General features: G+C 45.1%; 17 protein-coding genes. 8 read left to right on the top strand and 9 right to left on the bottom strand.

Annotation, left to right across the window (positions count from 1 at the left end):
• The first annotated feature begins 55 nt into the window (after nucleotides 1–55).
• Complete coding sequence (locus tag NDI42_RS06150; RefSeq protein ID WP_190460326.1) at nucleotides 56–895, top strand: M20/M25/M40 family metallo-hydrolase; 840 nt, start codon at nucleotides 56–58, stop codon at nucleotides 893–895.
• A gap of 79 nt (nucleotides 896–974) precedes the next feature.
• Here NDI42_RS06150 and NDI42_RS06145 read toward each other — a convergent pair whose 3' ends face one another.
• From NDI42_RS06145 to bicA, 3 genes are all read right to left on the bottom strand, one after another.
• Nucleotides 975–2,963 carry an alpha-amylase family glycosyl hydrolase gene (locus NDI42_RS06145; protein WP_190460322.1) on the bottom strand — a complete coding sequence of 663 codons (1,989 nt, stop codon included), beginning with the start codon at nucleotides 2,961–2,963 and terminating at the stop codon, nucleotides 975–977.
• Nucleotides 2,964–3,242: 279 nt separating this feature from the next.
• The gene (locus NDI42_RS06140) at nucleotides 3,243–4,172 is read right to left on the bottom strand and encodes a ribonuclease D (protein WP_190460320.1); all 930 of its coding nucleotides are present in this window, start codon (nucleotides 4,170–4,172) and stop codon (nucleotides 3,243–3,245) included.
• A gap of 309 nt (nucleotides 4,173–4,481) precedes the next feature.
• On the bottom strand, nucleotides 4,482–6,191 hold the full coding sequence (bicA, locus tag NDI42_RS06135) for a bicarbonate transporter BicA (RefSeq protein WP_190460318.1): 1,710 nt from the start codon (nucleotides 6,189–6,191) through the stop codon (nucleotides 4,482–4,484).
• A 446-nt stretch (nucleotides 6,192–6,637) separates the two neighbouring features.
• Between bicA and NDI42_RS06130 the strand changes: the two genes are divergently transcribed.
• The 5 genes from NDI42_RS06130 (at nucleotide 6,638) to NDI42_RS06110 (ending at nucleotide 11,908) form a co-directional block, all read left to right on the top strand.
• Nucleotides 6,638–10,378 carry a hydantoinase B/oxoprolinase family protein gene (locus NDI42_RS06130; RefSeq protein ID WP_190460317.1) on the top strand — a complete coding sequence of 1,247 codons (3,741 nt, stop codon included), beginning with the start codon at nucleotides 6,638–6,640 and terminating at the stop codon, nucleotides 10,376–10,378.
• Nucleotides 10,379–10,434: 56 nt separating this feature from the next.
• The gene (locus tag NDI42_RS06125) at nucleotides 10,435–10,752 is read left to right on the top strand and encodes a hypothetical protein (protein ID WP_190460315.1); all 318 of its coding nucleotides are present in this window, start codon (nucleotides 10,435–10,437) and stop codon (nucleotides 10,750–10,752) included.
• Entirely contained in the window at nucleotides 10,749–11,117 is a 369-nt protein-coding gene (locus NDI42_RS06120; RefSeq protein WP_190460313.1) for an aspartyl protease, read from the top strand. The genes NDI42_RS06125 and NDI42_RS06120 overlap by 4 nt, the downstream gene beginning before the upstream one ends.
• A gap of 243 nt (nucleotides 11,118–11,360) precedes the next feature.
• Entirely contained in the window at nucleotides 11,361–11,576 is a 216-nt protein-coding gene (locus NDI42_RS06115) for a hypervirulence associated TUDOR domain-containing protein (protein WP_190460311.1), read from the top strand.
• A gap of 8 nt (nucleotides 11,577–11,584) precedes the next feature.
• Nucleotides 11,585–11,908, top strand: a complete 324-nt coding sequence (locus NDI42_RS06110; RefSeq protein WP_190460309.1) for a DUF3140 domain-containing protein — start codon at nucleotides 11,585–11,587, stop codon at nucleotides 11,906–11,908.
• Nucleotides 11,909–12,041: 133 nt separating this feature from the next.
• On the opposite strand, the gene NDI42_RS06105 is transcribed toward NDI42_RS06110, so the two are convergent.
• A complete protein-coding gene (locus NDI42_RS06105; protein ID WP_190460306.1) occupies nucleotides 12,042–13,031 on the bottom strand; it encodes a pentapeptide repeat-containing protein in 990 nt (329 codons plus the stop codon).
• Nucleotides 13,032–13,139: 108 nt separating this feature from the next.
• Between NDI42_RS06105 and NDI42_RS06100 the strand changes: the two genes are divergently transcribed.
• Complete coding sequence (locus NDI42_RS06100; RefSeq protein WP_190460304.1) at nucleotides 13,140–13,289, top strand: hypothetical protein; 150 nt, start codon at nucleotides 13,140–13,142, stop codon at nucleotides 13,287–13,289.
• 1 nt (nucleotide 13,290) lies between these two features.
• On the opposite strand, the gene NDI42_RS06095 is transcribed toward NDI42_RS06100, so the two are convergent.
• The gene (locus NDI42_RS06095) at nucleotides 13,291–13,530 is read right to left on the bottom strand and encodes a hypothetical protein (RefSeq protein WP_190460303.1); all 240 of its coding nucleotides are present in this window, start codon (nucleotides 13,528–13,530) and stop codon (nucleotides 13,291–13,293) included.
• Nucleotides 13,531–13,704: 174 nt separating this feature from the next.
• On the opposite strand from NDI42_RS06095, the gene psb32 reads away from it, so the two are divergent.
• Nucleotides 13,705–14,409 carry a photosystem II repair protein Psb32 gene (gene psb32 / locus NDI42_RS06090; protein ID WP_190460301.1) on the top strand — a complete coding sequence of 235 codons (705 nt, stop codon included), beginning with the start codon at nucleotides 13,705–13,707 and terminating at the stop codon, nucleotides 14,407–14,409.
• Here psb32 and NDI42_RS06085 read toward each other — a convergent pair.
• The 4 genes from NDI42_RS06085 to NDI42_RS06070 form a co-directional block, all read right to left on the bottom strand.
• The gene (locus NDI42_RS06085) at nucleotides 14,406–14,789 is read right to left on the bottom strand and encodes a DUF4346 domain-containing protein (RefSeq protein WP_190460299.1); all 384 of its coding nucleotides are present in this window, start codon (nucleotides 14,787–14,789) and stop codon (nucleotides 14,406–14,408) included. The genes psb32 and NDI42_RS06085 overlap by 4 nt on opposite strands.
• A gap of 238 nt (nucleotides 14,790–15,027) precedes the next feature.
• Complete coding sequence (locus NDI42_RS06080; RefSeq protein ID WP_190460297.1) at nucleotides 15,028–15,630, bottom strand: Uma2 family endonuclease; 603 nt, start codon at nucleotides 15,628–15,630, stop codon at nucleotides 15,028–15,030.
• Between the two features lie 121 nt (nucleotides 15,631–15,751).
• Nucleotides 15,752–16,954, bottom strand: coding sequence for a GNAT family N-acetyltransferase (locus NDI42_RS06075; RefSeq protein ID WP_190460295.1), 1,203 nt, complete (start codon nucleotides 16,952–16,954; stop codon nucleotides 15,752–15,754).
• 192 nt (nucleotides 16,955–17,146) lie between these two features.
• Complete coding sequence (locus NDI42_RS06070) at nucleotides 17,147–18,739, bottom strand: DUF1565 domain-containing protein (protein WP_190460293.1); 1,593 nt, start codon at nucleotides 18,737–18,739, stop codon at nucleotides 17,147–17,149.
• Between the last annotated feature and the right edge of the window lie 26 nt (nucleotides 18,740–18,765).

Here is an 18,765-nt window from a genome sequence, read left to right as displayed (position 1 = left end):
CTCACAGGGGAGACTATTTTTGTCACCTAGTGGGAAAATCAGGAGGGATAAGAAATTGGATTTAAAAGAGCAGCTACATACACATCTTAAGCAGATAGTCCGCGATCGCGATCCTTATCTGGCAAGTTCTGGACATTTTTATGTCCAGCAATACATCCGCGAACATTTGGCACAGTGGGGAACAGTAGAAACCCATGAATTCCAGATAAGGGGTAAAACCCATCAAAATTTAATCCTGAACTTACCAGCTAGTGCCAAGAATCAAAAACCACCGATTTTAATCGGCGCTCATTATGATGCTGTACCCGGAACTCCTGGTGCAGATGATAATGCTACTGGTGTCGCCGCACTGTTGGAGTTGGCGAGAATTTTCGCAGCAGAACCAACGAAATATCCAATGCAATTTGTGGCGTTTGATATGGAAGAATATGGCTTATTGGGTAGTCAGCAATATGCAGCTGATTTGAAAAAACAAGGGCAACCAATACGCTTGATGCTGTCTTTAGAAATGTTGGGATATTGCGATTCTACCCCTGGTTCGCAACGCTATCCGGCTGGTTTAGAACGCTTTTACCCAAATCGGGGTAATTTTATTGCTTTAATTGGCAATTTAACGGCAATTCCTGACTTGATTCGCCTTAGCAGTAATATTCGTAAAGTTGGAACGCCAGCGGAGTGGTTACCTGTCCCTAATAGAGGTTTAATTGTACGTCAGACGCGACTAAGTGACCATGCTCCTTTTTGGGACAATGGTTATCGGGCGATGATGGTGACGGATACGGCTTTTATGCGAAATCCGCACTACCATCAGACAAGCGATCGCATCGACACCCTCGATTTAGACTTCCTCACCGGAGTTTGTCGCGGTTTAAGCGAGGGTATTCGCCGTCTGTAAAGGGGGAATAATTTTTAACGCAAAGGTAATCGCAAAGGGACGCAGAGGAAAATTCTACTTTGCGTCCCTTTGGGTTTTATTAAACTAGCGCGTACACTTTAGCTTCCCACGGAAAAATTGGCTCTTTCCCAGCCCATTCTCCGGGAACGATGCGATCTTGTGTTATTTCTTTCCACTGCTTGCCAGGGGGCGTTGCCGGCCAATTGGGTACAACATACTTAGCGTTAGGATTATTAGGATCGGGCGTGCCATATTCGGAAAAATTCGCCACGACGACCACTAAGTTTTCGTCTTTACCTCGCTGCCAAACAATAACCCGCTTACCTTCATTGAAATCAACATGGATAAAGTTCGTGTCGTTTACTGCTAATGCGTCAGAAGTAGTGCGGAACTTTACTAATCTGGAAACGTAGCCGAAAATACGCTTTCGCCAATCATCATCCATGCGGCTGTAGTTAACTGGATCAACTTGTTTTTTATGGTCATCTGAAGTAGACAAGTCATTTTGATCGGCAAATTCATCTCCTGCTAAAATCATCGGAATTCCTACAGCAGTGAGAAGACAAACAAAGGCTAATTTAATACGATTTTCTGTGTCAACAACTCCATTATTAGTCAAGTAGCTGTAAATTCGCTCGTTTCCAAAACCTCCCACGTCATGAGAAGTTAGATAGTTAACAGCTTGCGAACCATCCGTAAAACCTAAGTTTCTACAATCAATGAGTTTCCGGACACTCCATTCAAAGCTGGGTTCATCAAAAGCACTATTTCCTAAAATTACCCGGCGGATAATCTGCTTAAATTTTTCGTTCCACAGCCCATCGAGACGATTTTGATAAACTAAATCCAGAGGTACGCTTAGTTCTTCACCAATTACAGTAAATTTATCGCCCTTTCCGCTTCGTTCTTGCCAAAGCGATCGCGCATAGTCTTTGAATTCTTGTAAAAAGTCATAATTGCTAACATTATTAACACTATCCAGCCGTAAACCATCCACGCGATAATAATCTATCCAGTGGGCAATGTGGGCTTTCATGTATTCACGCGCCGGAACATATCGGGAAAATTTGCCTGTAATTGGGTGATAACCTTCCACCCAATAATTGTACTTAAATAAATCTCCGCCAAATCCATCCCGATTTCCTTGTTCTGGATCGCCGCTACCAAACTTGATGTATAAATCCAGAAAATTGACGTTGTGGTAAGGATTGTTGCGCGAAAAAGCCATCACCACATCAAGGAAAAACCGCACTCCATACTGATGACAAACTCTGATTAAATCCACTAAATCAATAGAAGCGGTGGGTGCATTGTGGCTATCCGGGCGACCTAAATCAAAATCTGCGGCGAAATAGTTAGCTGTACCGTAGCCCCACTTTGTTTTATCATCGCTATCTTGCGGTGGTAAAAGTTCTAAAGCGTTAACACCCAATTCAACTAAATGAGCGTGACCTTGCTGAAGTTCTTTAACTTCAAGAAAACTAGGCGCGATCGCTTGTTTTTCTACTAGCGCCAGTACATCGCGAAAAGTGCCGTTTCCTTCGGGAATTTCCCCATCCGAATTAATTTTAGTCCAGCGCGTAGGCAACTCGTAAATAACTAGCCGATTATTCGGTTGCAGCTTTTCTGTAGTATCTCCTTGCCAACTCGCAGTTTGCCCCTCCGGATCGCACGGAATCAGCATTCCATCCTGATAAAGTATTACACTGGCTGGGTCTTTACTACCTTCTTCTGATAATCCCTTCGGAGCAATGAAACGTCGATCAACTGTATAAGCTGTGGGATCGGTGCAGTAATAAATTTCATTTTTACCATGATAGGCATCGGTATCGCGTACTTTGAACCAGTAAAAGTACACTTGTCCGTTTTTTAAATTGCAATCTGCGGCTGGTATTTCCCATACTTCGGGAAATTCTTTCGATTGAATGAGGTCTAATTCTTGAAATGCAAATTCATCTGAACTATTTTTTTGAAAATTGCCGATGTAAAGCGTTGCTGGTGGGTCAATTTTTCCTGGTCGCCACAATACAAAGTGAGTCTGTTTGCGGTTCAATAAATCTGGAAGCATAATATACACCTCTTTAAGAATTTGGCGAGTTACGGAGGTTGCTTACAAGAGAGTATTATGCTATTCCGGATAAAAGTTAGTATGGTGGGTGTTACCCATCATATCAAACCCGATCTTCAACCCATAATCTCTGTAGAGTGATTGGAGGAACCTCGCGTAAGTTTCATTAAGGTGTGAGTTGGGTTGCGCGATCGCTTAACCCAAGCTACTATTTATGGCTATTGCAGGTAAAACGACTGCCCCACATAAGAAAGTAGCATTTTCACAAATTTATATTTTCTAAAACGGAATATCATCATCCGTCTCATCTTGTTCTTTTTCTTTGAAATTCAGCCGTGAGGTAATGCTTTTCTCCTCTTGTATGGGCAAGCCATCTGTCAATCCTAATTGTTTTTGTAAATTTTGCGTCAGCGTTATCGGAAAATCTAAGTTGATACCTCGCTCTTGGGCAAATTTTGCCAACTCGTCAAAAGAAACTTTTTTAGTGGTTTTCTCATAGCTGGAGAGTTTAAAATAATCGCTTTCTGATAAATTCTGTGCCTGCATTCCTGCTTTAATTCGGTCTTTAAGATGGTTGATTTCTGTATCCAACGATTTCCAGTCATGCTCAATTTCTCGATAGCGTTGACCAAGTGCTGTTAAATCTTCGTTAGCTGGATTTGGATTAATTAGCTGAGTTAATTGCAACAGCCGATGATGTACGTGAGCCAGATAAACTGGATCCATTTTTGCATAGTGTAGCTGGCTTTTTGTCAAAGGTCGCTGTCCCCAATCGCTTTGGCTTTGGGTTTTGTCTACATTTGGGAAATAACATAGGTTTTCTGCCAAGGTTTTCAGTTGCAGATTCGGCACTGGTAGCAGATAGTAGGGAATTGTTTTGGCTATCTCTAAAGTGCAGATTACATTTTTAGCTTTAGTTTTACCCAAGAATTTTAGGTCAAAGCTGGAATTGTGAAATACCTTTTCAATCGCCGGATTTAACATAATTTTTTCTATAAATATATCGGCAATATCCGGGTATTCTAAGATATCTAAGATAAAGACGCGATCGCCACTCAAGTCTGTGGATTCATCTAATACCTGAATCAAAGATAGTCGCGGTTTTTTGGTTTTGTAGTCAGCAACTTCTGTATCAACCCAGAGAGTTTTCGCCTGAGTATATGCTGCAATCTGTGAACTGATATCGTTAGGGTTGGTGATATATGGCATTGCCGGAAGGAGTGGATCTTAAATGTCAGATTAAACCAATGAAAGCAAAATCTTAGTCTAATGACGCAGATTGCTTATTTATTCAATCGGGAAATATATGTATCTTAATCGCAGTTTGGCTGTTCTACTCCTAATCAGCGGTATAACAGCCAGCAATTTCACCCTAGCGCCAGAAAGAGGCTGAATTCAAAGCGCATTCAGCTTAATAAACCCACTAACTCCGCCCTAAAAAATCGCCCTACCTCATAGATTCTGTGAGGTAGAGCGATTTTTTAAAAGCAAAGTTCAGTTTAACAGGCGGATTCCGCTTTATGCAGGCTGGTATCCAATATCACCAATGTCCCCTTGAGCTGTATTTCTCGCCATCGCTGGTTGTCCATTTACTAACGCAACCGCTTGGCGTAATGCGTCAACACGATTCCGCACCAGGTGATTTCGTGGGATGAGCTTCAGAATGCCAAAGCGTTCCAGGCGTTGCTCGATCTTTTCAGTAGCACCGACAATGAACACCTCAAGACCTTTATCACAAGCATCTTTGATAGCATTCTCAATTGCCAGCGAAGCTGTCACACCCAGCAGAGGAACATCACTCAGATCAAGAATCAGGGCTTGAGAGTTTTGTATAGCTGCGTGTTCGCGAGCGATCGCTTTCGCCACACCAAAGATCATCGGCCCGCTCAAGTAAAATAGCAGCACACGCCCATCTGCTTGATTAAACAGTTGCTTCTCTTCTTCGGAGAGCAAAATCGCATCGTCTGCATCGGTAATTGTCTTCACATCTTGAGCTTGCAAATTCGACAAACGTTCGATTGTCAAGATATTGGCAATGAACACGCCAACGCCAACTGCCACAATCAAGTCAACAAACACAGTCAGAAACAACACGCCGTACATGATCAGTGAACCCTTGACGGAAACCTGATGTGAGCGTTTCAGGAAACTCCAGTCCAGAATATCAATCCCCACCTTGAGGGCAATCCCCGCCAGCACTGCCATCGGAATCGGCTGCGTCAGAGGTGCTGCCCAGAGGACAACAACCAGCAACAGCAATGCACGAGTCAGACCTGAAACTGCCGTGCTAGCACCCGTTTGGATATTGACCACTGTACCCATTGTTGCCCCTGCACCGGGCAATCCACCAACCAGTCCCGAAACCAAGTTGCCAATACCTTGACCAATCAGTTCTTTATCAGAGTTGTGCTGGGTGCGAGTTAAGCTGTCTGCAATCACAGCAGTGAGCAATGTATCAATACATCCCAACATCCCCAACATTACCCCATCAACTAGCATCACCGTGAGTTGATTCGGGGTAAAGGTTGGCATAATCAAGCTCGGCAGACCCATTGGAATCTCACCAATCCGTCGGATGTCAGTGCCTTGGAACACGATCAGAGAAACAACTGTGCCTATTACCAGTGCCAGCAGTTGGGGTGGAACGAAACGCTTCAGTTTCGATGGTGTTAAGAAGAGAATCGCCACTGTCAGCGCTCCCAAAGCCGCCTCAGCAGGATTAATATTTGCTAAAAGCTGGGGCAAGTTAGAGATTGTACCGAGTACACCACCTTTTGGGCTTGCCTGTCCGAGGAATGGGGCAATTTGCAGGATAATTAGGATTACACCAATTCCAGACATAAAGCCGGAAATCACGCTGTAGGGCATGAGCGTGATGTATTTCCCCAGCCGAAAGATACCGAAGATAATTTGGAATAACCCCGCAAGCATCACCACCGTAAACGCCATCGCCATGCCGTTTTCTGGATTGGTAGCTGTAAGACTCGCCACGATGGCGGTCATGATTACGGTCATGGGGCCAGTTGGCTCAGAAATCAGGGTTGGAGTACCTCCGAAGAGGGCGGCAAAAAAGCCAACACAGACTGCGCCATATAGTCCGGCGACAGGCCCAGCACCAGAGGCAACGCCGAATGCTAGCGCCAGGGGTAGGGAGACAATCGCAGCTGTGAGTCCGCCGAAGAGGTCGCCGCGCAGGTTCCTGAAATGGATACGGTTCGTGAGTTGCATGGGGAATGGAGATTAGAAGGTGACTACAAACTTATATAGATAAAAATCTATGATTACTATAGATTTGATCTATTTATTTCTATACTTAGATATATATATGAAATACCATGATTGCAAAAACAAATGCAATTTATTAAGAATTGTTATTACCAATACCAGCCCAAACTTTTATCTCTGATCGAACTAACAGAGGCACGGCTGCAAAAAAAAATAATTCATTACTCTAAAAGGGGATATATAAAATTACGATTAATAGTACAGTTCTTACTCCTGTGGCGATCCCATCTCTTCCCTGTTTAACGAGGCGGAACTGGATACTATTAAAAGCTCCGCAATTGATGAAGGGTTGGGGCGATAAAATTTTCTTGATCAATGACCTCTGAGTAGCATTTTACAAATCGCTTAGGATTGCTATAGAAATCCTTTTATTTTGAGGAGCAATAGCGATGAATACCACCTTTGATAACCGTTGGCAATTCTGGATCGATCGGGGTGGTACGTTTACTGATATTGTGGCGCGTCGTCCCGATGGGCAGTTGGTGATTCATAAGCTGCTGTCGGAGAATCCGGAACGCTACGCTGATGCGCCTGTGCAGGGAATTCGGGATATTTTGGGTATTGCTGCTGATGCACCGATTCCCTCCCAACAGATTGCGGTGGTGAAAATGGGAACGACAGTGGCGACGAATGCGCTGCTGGAACGCAAAGGCGATCGCACTCTCCTAATTATCACCAAAGGTTTCGGCGATGCCCTCCGCATTGGTTATCAAAACCGTCCCGATATTTTCGCCCGTGACATTGTACTCCCAGAGATGTTGTATGAGCGAACAATCGAGGTGGAGGAACGCTACAGCGCCCAAGGGGAAGAGTTAATTCCGCTGGTAGAGACGTATGCAACATCTTTACAACAAGCATACGATGACGGCATTCGTTCGTGCGCGATCGCATTCATGCACGGTTATCGCTACCCGGAACACGAGAAACAAGTTGCAGCATTGGCGCAAAAAATTGGGTTTACTCAAGTCTCGGTATCTCACGAAGTCAGCCCATTAATGAAGTTGGTGAGTCGCGGCGATACCACTGTTGTTGATGCTTATTTGTCACCCATTCTGCGGCGATATGTGGATCGAGTTGCAAGTCAGTTGGGTGGTACGGGCGGAAACAATATATCTGGGTTAACCTCTCCCCAACCCTCCTATGAGGAGAGAGGCCACTCCTCCTTTCCTAGTAGGGAAGGGGGAGAGGGGTTAGGTTTGCCCAATCCGAACAGTAGTGGATTTTCCCCGTCCTTACAATTCATGCAATCTAACGGCGGGCTTGCGGATGCTAAAGCTTTTCAAGGTAAAGATAGCATTCTCTCTGGCCCTGCTGGGGGAATTGTTGGGGCGGTGCAAACAAGCCGAATGGCGGGATTTAACAAAATTATCAGCTTTGACATGGGCGGTACTTCCACCGATGTCGCCCACTATGCAGGCGAATATGAACGCACCTTTGAGACGGAAGTTGCTGGTGTGCGTCTGCGAACGCCGATGATGGCAATTCATACAGTTGCTGCTGGTGGTGGTTCGATTCTGCAATTCGATGGATCGCGGTATCGGGTGGGGCCAGAGTCAGCTGGCGCAAATCCTGGCCCTGCATGTTATTGCAAAGGTGGCCCGTTAACGGTGACGGATTGCAATGTGATGGTGGGTAAGTTGCAATCTGCGTTGTTCCCGAAGTTGTTTGGGCCAAATGGGGATTTGCCACTGGATGCAGAAGTGGTGCGGCAAAAGTTTACTCAACTAGCGGTGTCCATTGGCGACAACCGGACACCGGAGGCGGTTGCGGCTGGATTTTTAGCGATCGCAGTCGAAAAGATGGCAAGTGCGATTAAAAAAATCTCTCTTCAACGTGGTTATGATGTGTCGGAATATACTTTGTGTTGTTTTGGTGGTGCTGGTGGGCAACACGCTTGTCTGATTGCTGATGCGTTGGGGATGAAGCAGGTATTTATTCATCCTTATGCTGGGGTTTTGTCTGCTTATGGTATCGGTTTGGCTGATGTGCGAACTATTCGGGAACGGGCGGTGGAGGCGAAACTGAGTGAGGAGTTGGGGCTGAGTCAGGTTTTAACTCAGTTAGAGGCGCAGGGGAGGGAGGAAACGAACCGCAGAGGCGCTGAGGACGCTGAGGAAGAGAAGGAGGAGGTTTTTTGGAGGGTGCATTTGCGGTATGAGGGAAGTGATTCGTCTCTGGTGGTGGATTTTGGGGATGTTGGGGCGATGCGGGGGCGGTTTGAGGAGGCGCACCGCCAGCGTTATGGTTTTGTTGTCCCGGAAAAGACGCTGATTGTTCAGTCGGTTTCGGTTGAGGTGGTGAGTAAGAGTCAAGTTCTGGAGGAGGCAGTTATTTCGCGTACTTCAGAGGATGCACCTGTGCCGCTTGATACTGTGCAAATGTATGCTGCTGATGCGTGGCACTCGACTCCGGTGTATCAGCGCGAAGATTTGCAACCGGGAGACTGTATTTCTGGCCCTGCGATCATTATGGAGGCAACGGGGACGAATGTGATTGAACCTGGTTGGCGAGTAGAATTAAGCGATCGCAACCATCTCATTTTGCAGCGTTCTGCCGATATCAATCCAAAATTGAAGATCCAAAATCTAAAATCGCAAGATCCAGTGATGCTGGAGATTTTGAATAATTTGTTTCGCGCGATCGCTGAACAAATGGGCATCACTCTGCAAAACACCAGTTCCTCAGTTAACATCAAGGAACGCTTAGATTTTTCTTGTGCTATTTTTAACCAACACGGGCAGCTAGTCGCCAATGCCCCACATATTCCCGTGCATCTGGGTTCGATGAGTGAAAGTGTTACAAGCCTGATTGCAGCGCGTGGCAACGCCCTCAAGCCCGGCGATGTGTTTGCATCCAACAACCCTTACAACGGCGGCACTCACCTGCCAGATGTAACAGTTATTACACCAGTTTTTGCTGATGCCACTCTTCCCCTCTTCTACGTCGCCTCGCGGGGACACCATGCAGACATCGGCGGTATCACTCCGGGTTCCATGCCTCCCAACAGTACAAGTGTAGAAGAAGAAGGCATTTTACTAGATAATTTCCAGCTAGTTGCTGAAGAAATATTTCGGGAAAAAGAACTAATTGAAGCGCTTTCGCAAACGTCTTATCCAGCAAGGAATATAACTCAAAATATTGCAGATTTGCAAGCACAAATTGCGGCAAATAAACGCGGCGTGCAGGAACTGCAAAAAATGGTAGAACACTACAGCTTAGAAACTGTACAAGCTTACATGGGCTTTGTGCAAGATAATGCTGAAGAATCAGTGCGTCGTGTTATTGAGGTTCTCAATGATGGGAATTTTACCTATCCTCTGGATAATGGTAGTACGATTCAAGTTGCAATTACCATCAACAAATATACTCGCAGCGCCAAGATTGATTTTAATGGCACTTCTGAACAGCAAAATACCAATTTTAATGCCCCAGCAGCAGTGTGCAAAGCAGCAGTTTTATACGTTTTCCGCACTTTGGTAAATGACGATATTCCTCTAAATGCCGGTTGTCTCAAACCTTTAGAAATTATCATTCCCGAAGGTTGTATGCTAAATCCGCGTTATCCTGCTGCTGTAGTTGCCGGAAATGTGGAAACGTCGCAATCTATAACCGATGCGCTGTACGGTGCGCTGGGCGTGCTGGCAGCTTCCCAAGGGACGATGAATAACTTCACCTTTGGAAGCGATCGCTATCAATATTATGAAACCATCTGCGGCGGTTCTGGTGCTGGCGCAGATTTCAATGGTACTGATGCTGTACAAACTCACATGACAAATTCCCGCCTCACTGATCCGGAAGTTTTAGAATGGCGCTTTCCCGTTCTCCTAGAAAATTTTACTATTCGTCCTAATAGTGGCGGTAATGGACATCATCGAGGTGGTAATGGCGTTATTCGTCGTCTGCGTTTTCTCGAATCAATGACAGCAGGAATTCTCTCAAACCATCGCCTTATTTCACCCTTTGGTTTGCACGGTGGTGACGCGGGAGAAGTAGGGAAAAATAGCGTTGAACGCAGTGATGGAACTTTAGAAAAATTAGGAAGTACCTCTGTTGTTGAAATGCAACCTGGGGACGTATTTGTAATAGAAACACCCGGAGGGGGAGGTTATGGAATTGCCAACAATAGGTAACGTATCATTAGTAAATAATAAAAACCACACTTATCCTTTAATAAGGAAGCCAAGCCATGACTCAAACAAAACCAACTCGTCCTCGTGGTAGAGGCAGATTATTCCCAGAATACACAACACCATCAGAAGAGTTAGCCAAACGCGAAGCCGAAAAAAATGCTCGTTGTCAAAAAGCTCGCAGTTTTTTTGATAAAATTTGCCCTCAACTGATCGACAATCATTACAACTGGTTCATTATCATTGAGCCTAATAGTGGCGATTACTTTATCGATGCTAGTGAGGAATTAGCTTATCAAAAAGCGCGTCTAAACTACCCTAGTGGCTGGCTTGTGACTTTTCGTCTTAATGAGACAGGCACTTGTGGCAGGATATGATTTTAGGAAAATTCGGCGAGATTGGAGAGCTAATTTTTGAAATTGATTTGATTGCCGCTGATGGAGAAAGATTACCAATTGAAGTGTTATTAGATACGGGTTTTACAACAGACTGGCTAGCACTTGATAATCAAGATGCTGACAGCTTGGGTTGGCCTTTAAGGGAAAATAATTGGACAATGCAGACAGCAAGAGGTGAGGAATATTTTGATATATATGAGGGAAGAGTTGTAATAGATGAAGTTGAGTACATTATCCCAGTTTTGGCAGGGGTAGGAATTGCTGAACCTCTACTAGGTTTACAGTGGTTAAAAAGGCTGCCACTATCGGTTAACTTTGCGACGGGAGTGTTGACGCTGGGGTAAAAAAGAGAATGCGATCGCGCTAAAAGAAAAATATGCGATTTGAAAAATTTTGACTTCTGTGGTAAATACAACCCTTAGGCTAACTAGGGGTACTTAATAAATTAACACGCAACTAGCCACGCACATAAGGCGTATTTCTGGTGGATAATTTCTAGGTTGCTAATCTGCAACTAGACTGATTAATTTGTTTTCAGCCGCAAACATAATTAAGCAAGTAAAGGAATATTAAGCAGGAGCAAAACATTGGCTGACGAATTTAAGAAAGGCGACAAGGTGAAGTGGAAGACTTCTCAAGGTGAAATCACAGGGGAAGTGAAAAAAAAGCTTACCTCACCTATAGAAATTAAAGGACATCACGTTGCAGCATCAAAAGATAACCCGGAATACTTGGTTGAGAGCGACAAAACTGGAAAAGAAGCTGCTCACAAACCTGATGCTTTAGAAAAGATAGAGGAGTAAAGCCAATTATGACTAAAGATACAAAAACGGTAATTGGCGAGTTTGAAGAAGCAGTTAACATGACAGCAAAGGAACTGGAATCTTGGCTGGAGACGGAAGATTCCAAAGCTGTTGGACAAAAGGATGGCGATGAGGAATCAACTGGTCACAAGTCTGGTAAGCGTATCATTGAATTGTTGCAGAAGAATGACTACAGCGAGGATGACTTAGCGCACATGAAAAAAGTCATTAGTTACGTTCATCGCCACAGCGCTCAAAAACCATCAGGGGATGTGGAGCATACGCGCTGGCGCTACTCGCTGATGAATTGGGGATACGATCCATTAAAGTAGTTGAAGAATCCTCGACGACTGTTGGCGAAGCCTGCGCGTTAGCGCTTAGCCAACGGCGAACAAACCCAATCCAATGGCTGTAGAGACGCTTTCATTCCGCGTCTCTAAATTAGACCCTTTTCGGAAAATGTCTCTATTCGTGAATGGTTCCATCTGGCAGGGTTGCGCCAGTAAGAGTTGCCTTACGCCAGTCTGTGGCTTCGAGACATGCTCCGCGCAGGCTGGCTCCTGTTAAGTCTGCGCCATGCAGTTCTGCAACATTAAGATTAGCTCCCCACAGGTAAGCTCCCCGCAAAGCAGCGTTCGATAAATCGGCTTCTTGCAGACTTGCCATATTCAAGATAGCTCCAGTCAAGTCTGCTTCGCTTAAGTTGGCTCCAGTTAAGTCTGCCTTACTCAAGTTAGCTTCGCATAGGTCGGCTTTATTGAGCGATGCGCCAGTTAGATTGGCTGCGTGCAAATTTGAGCGAGACAGGAGTGTGACGCGCAACTGGGCGGAAGATAGATTTGCTGCACTCAGGTTGGCTCCACTCAGGTTGGCTCCACTCAGTTTGGTTTCGCTGAGGTTAACACCATCCAAGTCTACGCCATTGAGATCAACTCCGTTCATAAACGCAGATTTCAGTTGCACTCCGTTGAGTATAGTGCCTCGCAACAAGGCACCGCTCAATCTGGCTCCACTCAAGTTTGCCCAACTCAAGTTTGCATCGATCAGGTTAGCGGAACGCAAGTTAATTCCGCGCAAATCTGCGCTACACAGATTAACTCCAGATAAGTTAGATAAACGTAAGTTTACTGCTGTGAGGATGGCACCGCTCAGTTTTGCTCTTACCAGTAGCGACTTAACAAGGGTGGCTCCTCTAAGGTTAGCTTTTGTCAGGTCGGCTTCAGTTAGTTTTGCCTCGTTCACTTTGGCAAAACTTAAATCGGCTCGTTGCAGGAAGGCTCCACTGAAGTCTGCTCCTGTCAGGAATGCTCTACTAAGGTTTGCAGCTAATAGATACGCTCCGGAAAAGTTTGCTTTTTCCAGGTTTGCTTTTTCCAGGTTTACACCGATGAGATTTTCTCCGCTAAAATCTCTTTCTCCTGCTGCATAACGCCGTTTCAGTTCTTCAGCATCCATATTATTTCCTCATTGGCTTAATCAATACTCTCTAGTTATAGATTTCCCAAATTAAGCTTTAAAAATGCGTTAAGTTTTTAATCTTTTTTTTGATGTAAATACTTTAAGGTGCATGAAGAAATCTTTACAGCTGCGGCGAAAACAGGCGATCGCTTGCATTATCCTGAGTGGAGGTTCTATCAATGGTTAGCGTCGCGTGTAGCAAACGGCACCGATGCTGTAGCCAATATTCTCAACAGAGATCGCGTTGCTCTCTAGCTCAAAATGGAATATCGTCGTCGTAGTCGCTATCAGTGGAAAAAGGATCGAACGGGTTCGGCTGACTATTTTCCGGTTGTGATTGCATATCAATCCAGCGCTTTGCCAAGGAGAGGGCTTCTTCCTCTGTCTTAGCGTTGTGAACGGGTATAATACACTCGCCGCCAGCACTCCAAACTTGGACGCAGAACACTGGTCTTGCTTCGATGAGCCAACCCTTGTAAATTTCTGGCGAACTCATAACTGACACCATCCAGAGCGACTACAAGAATATTTTCCTTAACCTAGCACGCTCATACAAGACACTAGCGCTCAAAAGGTTTTTTTAAACGTAACACGTCCGACTAATTTATAGTGAGTTTTACAGGCGTTTATGTAATATTTTTGTTAAACGTTATTTTTGTAATTTCATCAAATGAGACAACTCCTCAGGCAAATTTTCAGGCGGATACTGCCTATCGTCCTAATGGTTTTGGTATTGGGGCTGGTTGCGGCACCAGCAAACGCTACAGGCGTTTATCAAATTCCTAATCTTACCGCAGGCGATCGCGCTTGGATTCTCGATAAAGCTGAAGTCCTCAGCCGTCTAAACGAAGGTGCAATTAGCAAAAATCTAGACGATTTAGCTAAAACTACCGGAAATCAGGTGAGATTTGTGACTATCCACCGCCTTGACTACGGGGAAACAGTGCAAAGTTTCACTAATCAGCTGTTTGAAAAATGGTTTCCCACAGAAGAAGCACAAGCTAATCAAACCTTACTGGTTATCGATAGTCTGACTAACGATGCTGCGATTCGCAGTGGCGACAAGGTAAAGTCTGTTCTGACAGATGAGATTGCCAAGAGTGTTGCTTCTGAAACTGTACAGGTGCCATTGCGGGAAGGCAATAAATACAATCAAGCTTTAGCGGATGCAAGCGATCGCTTAGTTGCTGTACTCTCAGGAGAGCCAGACCCAGGCCCCCCTCAAGTCACAGATACGCTTAACGTAGCCAGAACCTTTAAAACCGCAGAAGAAACTGACACTGACAACGCTACCGTTTGGGTAATTGGCTTACTGATTGCCGCTACCGTGATTCCGATGGCAACTTACTTCTTCTATCAAGGCTTCTCCGGCTAATCCTGAACGTATTCCTGCCGATTAACTAAAGCCAACTCAGCCCGAACAAATTCTCGACCCAGATAAGCTGCATGATCCAGCATTGTCACCGGGCTGGGCTGAGTTTCCTCAAAAATTTTGACGCAAAGTTCCTTAGCGGTTCTGCCAGTAAATAGCGCTGCGTGGGTACGTTCCACCTTGCCTCTTACGGGGATGGGTTTCCCTGTTTCTGGATCGACAGCTAAACCGCGATCGCTAATTATATTGGTGAAATGTTTGGCACAAATTTCTCCAGCTTCCCGATCCAGGTAAATAATAAAATATCCGCCCGGATCTAAGTTAATAAAACGCTTGGAAAGCTTATCATCAATTGCCGCTAAAGTTAAATCAGTTTGATTCATACAAAATCAGGCATCATCCACACACTATTTTTCTACCTATTTTCAGTTTAATGCCTTCTCTCTTTTTTTGCGGTCTAACCGCTATTACCTAACATCTGATGCTAACGCCTAGCGACTGATTCCTCTAAATCCTTCTATTGCTCTACAGCAAACTTAGTTAATTGCTCATACTCTGTGTTTTGACTTTTTATTTTATGTGTGATAAAAGTTTATCCACAAATTACGCAACTTAATATTGTTAATTCCAAACTTCGGTTAAATCTAGAACAAACCCAAGTAAAACATCTTCACCTGACAAAGTTACAGGATTATCCAACACTTCCACATCCTGGCCTTGCCTGTAAATTTCCACCTTCGTGTTTTTTCGGTCAATCAACCAACCTAAACGCGCTCCGTTTTCCATGTATTCCCTCATTTTGGTTCGCAGGGGTTTGATGTTGTCACTTTCAGAGCGTAGTTCCAGCACGAAATCAGGACAAAGAGGAACAAAGCTTTTTCGTTCTTCAGGGCTAAGAGCATCCCATCTGTCTTGACGCACCCAAGCTGCATCAGGAGAACGATCCGCGCCGTTGGGGAGATGAAAGCCAGTTGAAGAGTTGAACGCCTTACCGAGTCTAGCCTGACGGTTCCACAACCAGAGTTGCCCCTCCATATCCAGGTTTCTATTCCCTGTCTCGCCTCCTGTTGGTGGCATAAGAATTAACTCTCCTGTAGCAGTGCGCTCTAATTGTAAATCTCGGTTAGCAATGGCCAACTCAACGAACTGCTCGTGGGTGAGTGTAAGGGTTAGTGTAGGTGGGATATTGACGGCAATGGCTTGGGGTAAGTTGACTTGTGTCATCGTTTTTGACTTATGACAGCTACTTTTTTAAACGAACCGCTGAGTCACAGAGGATGCAGAGCAAGAGAAAGGAGAGAAGTTTATAAATGATTTAGGATTGCTTTAGATGCAAGATGTCAGTTCAATCAAAAGTTATTTGCTTGTCGGTATCGCGCTGAGCAAATGGTAACTCTTGGTTAATAGCGTCAATTTCTTGTTGTTCGTAATTGTTAATTTCGTTGATATGATTGCGTAGAATTTGAGCAAAACGTGGATTGTAAAATCGGTGCATACTGTGATTGGGCGTAGCTGGGAAACCGCGACGTTTTTTATGCCGCCCACCTGCACCTGGGTCAAAAGATTGGATATTGTGCGCGATCGCCCACTCAATCGGCGTATAGTAACAAGCATCAAAGTGCAGACAGTCAATATCCTGTAAGCTTCCCCAATAGCGTCCATAAAGTTTGTCGCCCTTGGTCAGACAAAAAGACATTCCCGCTGGTTGACGGTTATCCTGCTCATTGTATGCCGCCACAAATAACACCCGATGCCGATAGTTAGAATGCAGTTGCTCAAAAAAGCGCTTTGTTAGATACTTACTCCCCCACCAGCCAAACTTGTCGCAAGTATCGGCGTAGAAGGTGTACATCAACGGAAACATCTGTTTAGGAATCTCATCCCCAGTTAGGGTTTTCATTTGCAAACCTGCATTCTCCACAGCTTTGCGTTCCCGCTTGATGTTGCGGCGCTGATTGGCATTGAAAGCGCCTAGGTAATCATCAAAAGTATTAAACCCGTTATTTTGCCAGATGTAGCTGTGATGTAGCCAAGGCATGAAACCGTGACGTTCTAGCACCATTTTCCATTGAGGATCTACATAAAGAAAATGACAGCCAGAAATGCGGTTTTGAGAACAAAAATGGTCAATGGCATTTACCATTAACTCTGTTAGCTCATCCTCATCTTCACCTGGTGCAATTAAAAAACGATAGCCTTCCGCTGGGGTAAACGGAGACATACCAAGTAATTTTGGATAGTATTGCACACCCAAGCGTTGAGCTAAATCTGCCCACTGATGATCGAAGACAAATTCGCCGTAACTATGCCCTTTCAGATATAGGGGTGCAGCAGCAATTAAGTTTCTGTCTCGCCACACAGTTAGATGGTTGGGTAGCCATCCTGCTTTTGCCGTAGCGCTGCCAGATGTTTCCATATTGTTGAGCCAATCCCATTCTAGGAAAGGTGTCAACAGCGGCATAGCGATCGCATCCCACTCGGCTTGAGGCACTTCAGAGATTTTGTTAATCCAGGCAACAGAATAACGAGGCTTGAGTTGTTCCACCATTTCAGAAATTGATGAGCTGGATGAGAAAGCCTTCTCTAGGGTAAGTCAACTTTCGCGATCGCATCAAAGTGTTGGCACCATTTCTCGTTTTAGGCTGAGCCTGGGAATGCCTACGTTTCATTAAAGAAAGGGAGGCAGAAGCTCCTTAAAAGCGTTCCCAGGCCGCAGCCCAGGAACGCAGGGGAGAAAGAATCAACCAGTAACGATAAAAGGTGAGTCAATCGGTTGTAGACGATTGGCATCTACCAAAGCTTGATAAACCATCGCTGCTACTTCCGCACGGGTAGCATCGCGGGTGGGGTTGAGTTTTTTAAGGTTCGGTTGATTGACAATAATCCGTTTTTGTGTGGCTGTTGCTACTTCATCTTTAGCATAGTCAGGAATACTAGCGCGGTCGTCAAAGGTGTTTAGGGCAGTAGCAGCGCCACCAGTTAGCTTTAGCCCATTAACTAGGGAGACAATCACTTGTACGCGCTGAACATTCTGGTTTGGTTTGAAAGTTCTGTCAGGGAAACCGGAGAGAAATTCGCCCCGATAAGCTTGTTGAATTGCGTTGAAGCCCCAGAAATTCTGTGGTACATCTACGAAAGCGATCGCATTTCGTTTCGCAGGTGGGTTGAAGGCTTTCGTCAGTAAGGCGGCATACTGCGCCCGTGTCATACTCGCATTAGGCTTGAAGGTTTTGTCGGGAAAGCCACTGATAATATTCTGCTCGACTAATTCCTGAATAAAGGCAGCAGCCCAATGTCCGGCAATGTCGGTTAACTCAACAACAGTATCACCACCTGCTCCGCCGCCTGCTCCATCACCTGCTCCATCACCTGCTCCGCCACCTGCTCCGCCACCACCGCCTGCTCCATCACCTGCTCCGCCACCTGCTCCGCCACCACCGCCTGTTGTATCGACGGGGGGAGTTTGATTATTAACTAACTCCACATTTCCCTGAACTTTAGCCGGATTCATCTGATTTCCCACAGCAACCAGCTTGTTAGAACTGGTATTTTGCAAATCAAATTTATCGTTATACCGCAGGATGTTTCCCCCAGGATCGGAGTTACTACCTAAATCTGGTAAAGCTGTAGTAATTACTGTTAGCCCATCGTCAGTATTTCGTTCACTAAGATTATTTCGCAGTTTCGGGCGAGAATCACCAGAAACGAATATCCCAGAGCGATTTTCCGAAATTTGGTTATCTATAACTAGGGGTGCGGCACGTTCAGCAATGCTAATTCCATAACCTGTATTCTTACAGGTATTACCTCGGATTTCGCCTCTGGCATCCCCTGCCAAGGAAATACCATTGCCCAGATTTTGCGTAAACAGATTACCTCTGATTACTGGAGTGCCATTGGCTGTAACAAAAACTCCCTCGCGTTTGCTATTAATAAAGGTGCAATTCTTCACGGTGGGGGCAGTCGATTCAATCCAGACGGCAGTGCCACGGCTAGAGAGATTGGTAACGGTTACTCCTACCAGTTGGGCATTATTGCCTAAAACCATTGTCACATTTTGTCCGCCAGAGGAGCTGGGGCTGCTGTAGGTTCCGCTACCTTCGATTAAGATGCCGCTGCCTTTGTTCGCTTCATTACCGATAACTATTACGCCAGATGGCACTCTCAGGGGAAACACTTCGCCGTTGGCTGCATTATAATTTCCTGCTGCCAGTTGAATTGTGGTGTCTGATTGAGCTTGAGTGAGAGCTTTGCTAATCGTTTTGAAAGGCGCTGACTGACTGCCAGCAGCGTTATCATTGCCAGTTGCTGGATTGACGTAAATTTGAGCCATAGTGATCTTGAAATATGGTAATAAGA

The sequence above is a fragment of the Funiculus sociatus GB2-C1 genome (assembly GCF_039962115.1).
In the GTDB taxonomy this organism is placed as follows: Bacteria; Cyanobacteriota; Cyanobacteriia; order Cyanobacteriales; family FACHB-T130; genus Funiculus; species Funiculus sociatus.
The sequence above is the reverse complement of the archived record's forward strand: the minus strand, read 5'-3'. Positions and strand labels throughout refer to the sequence as shown.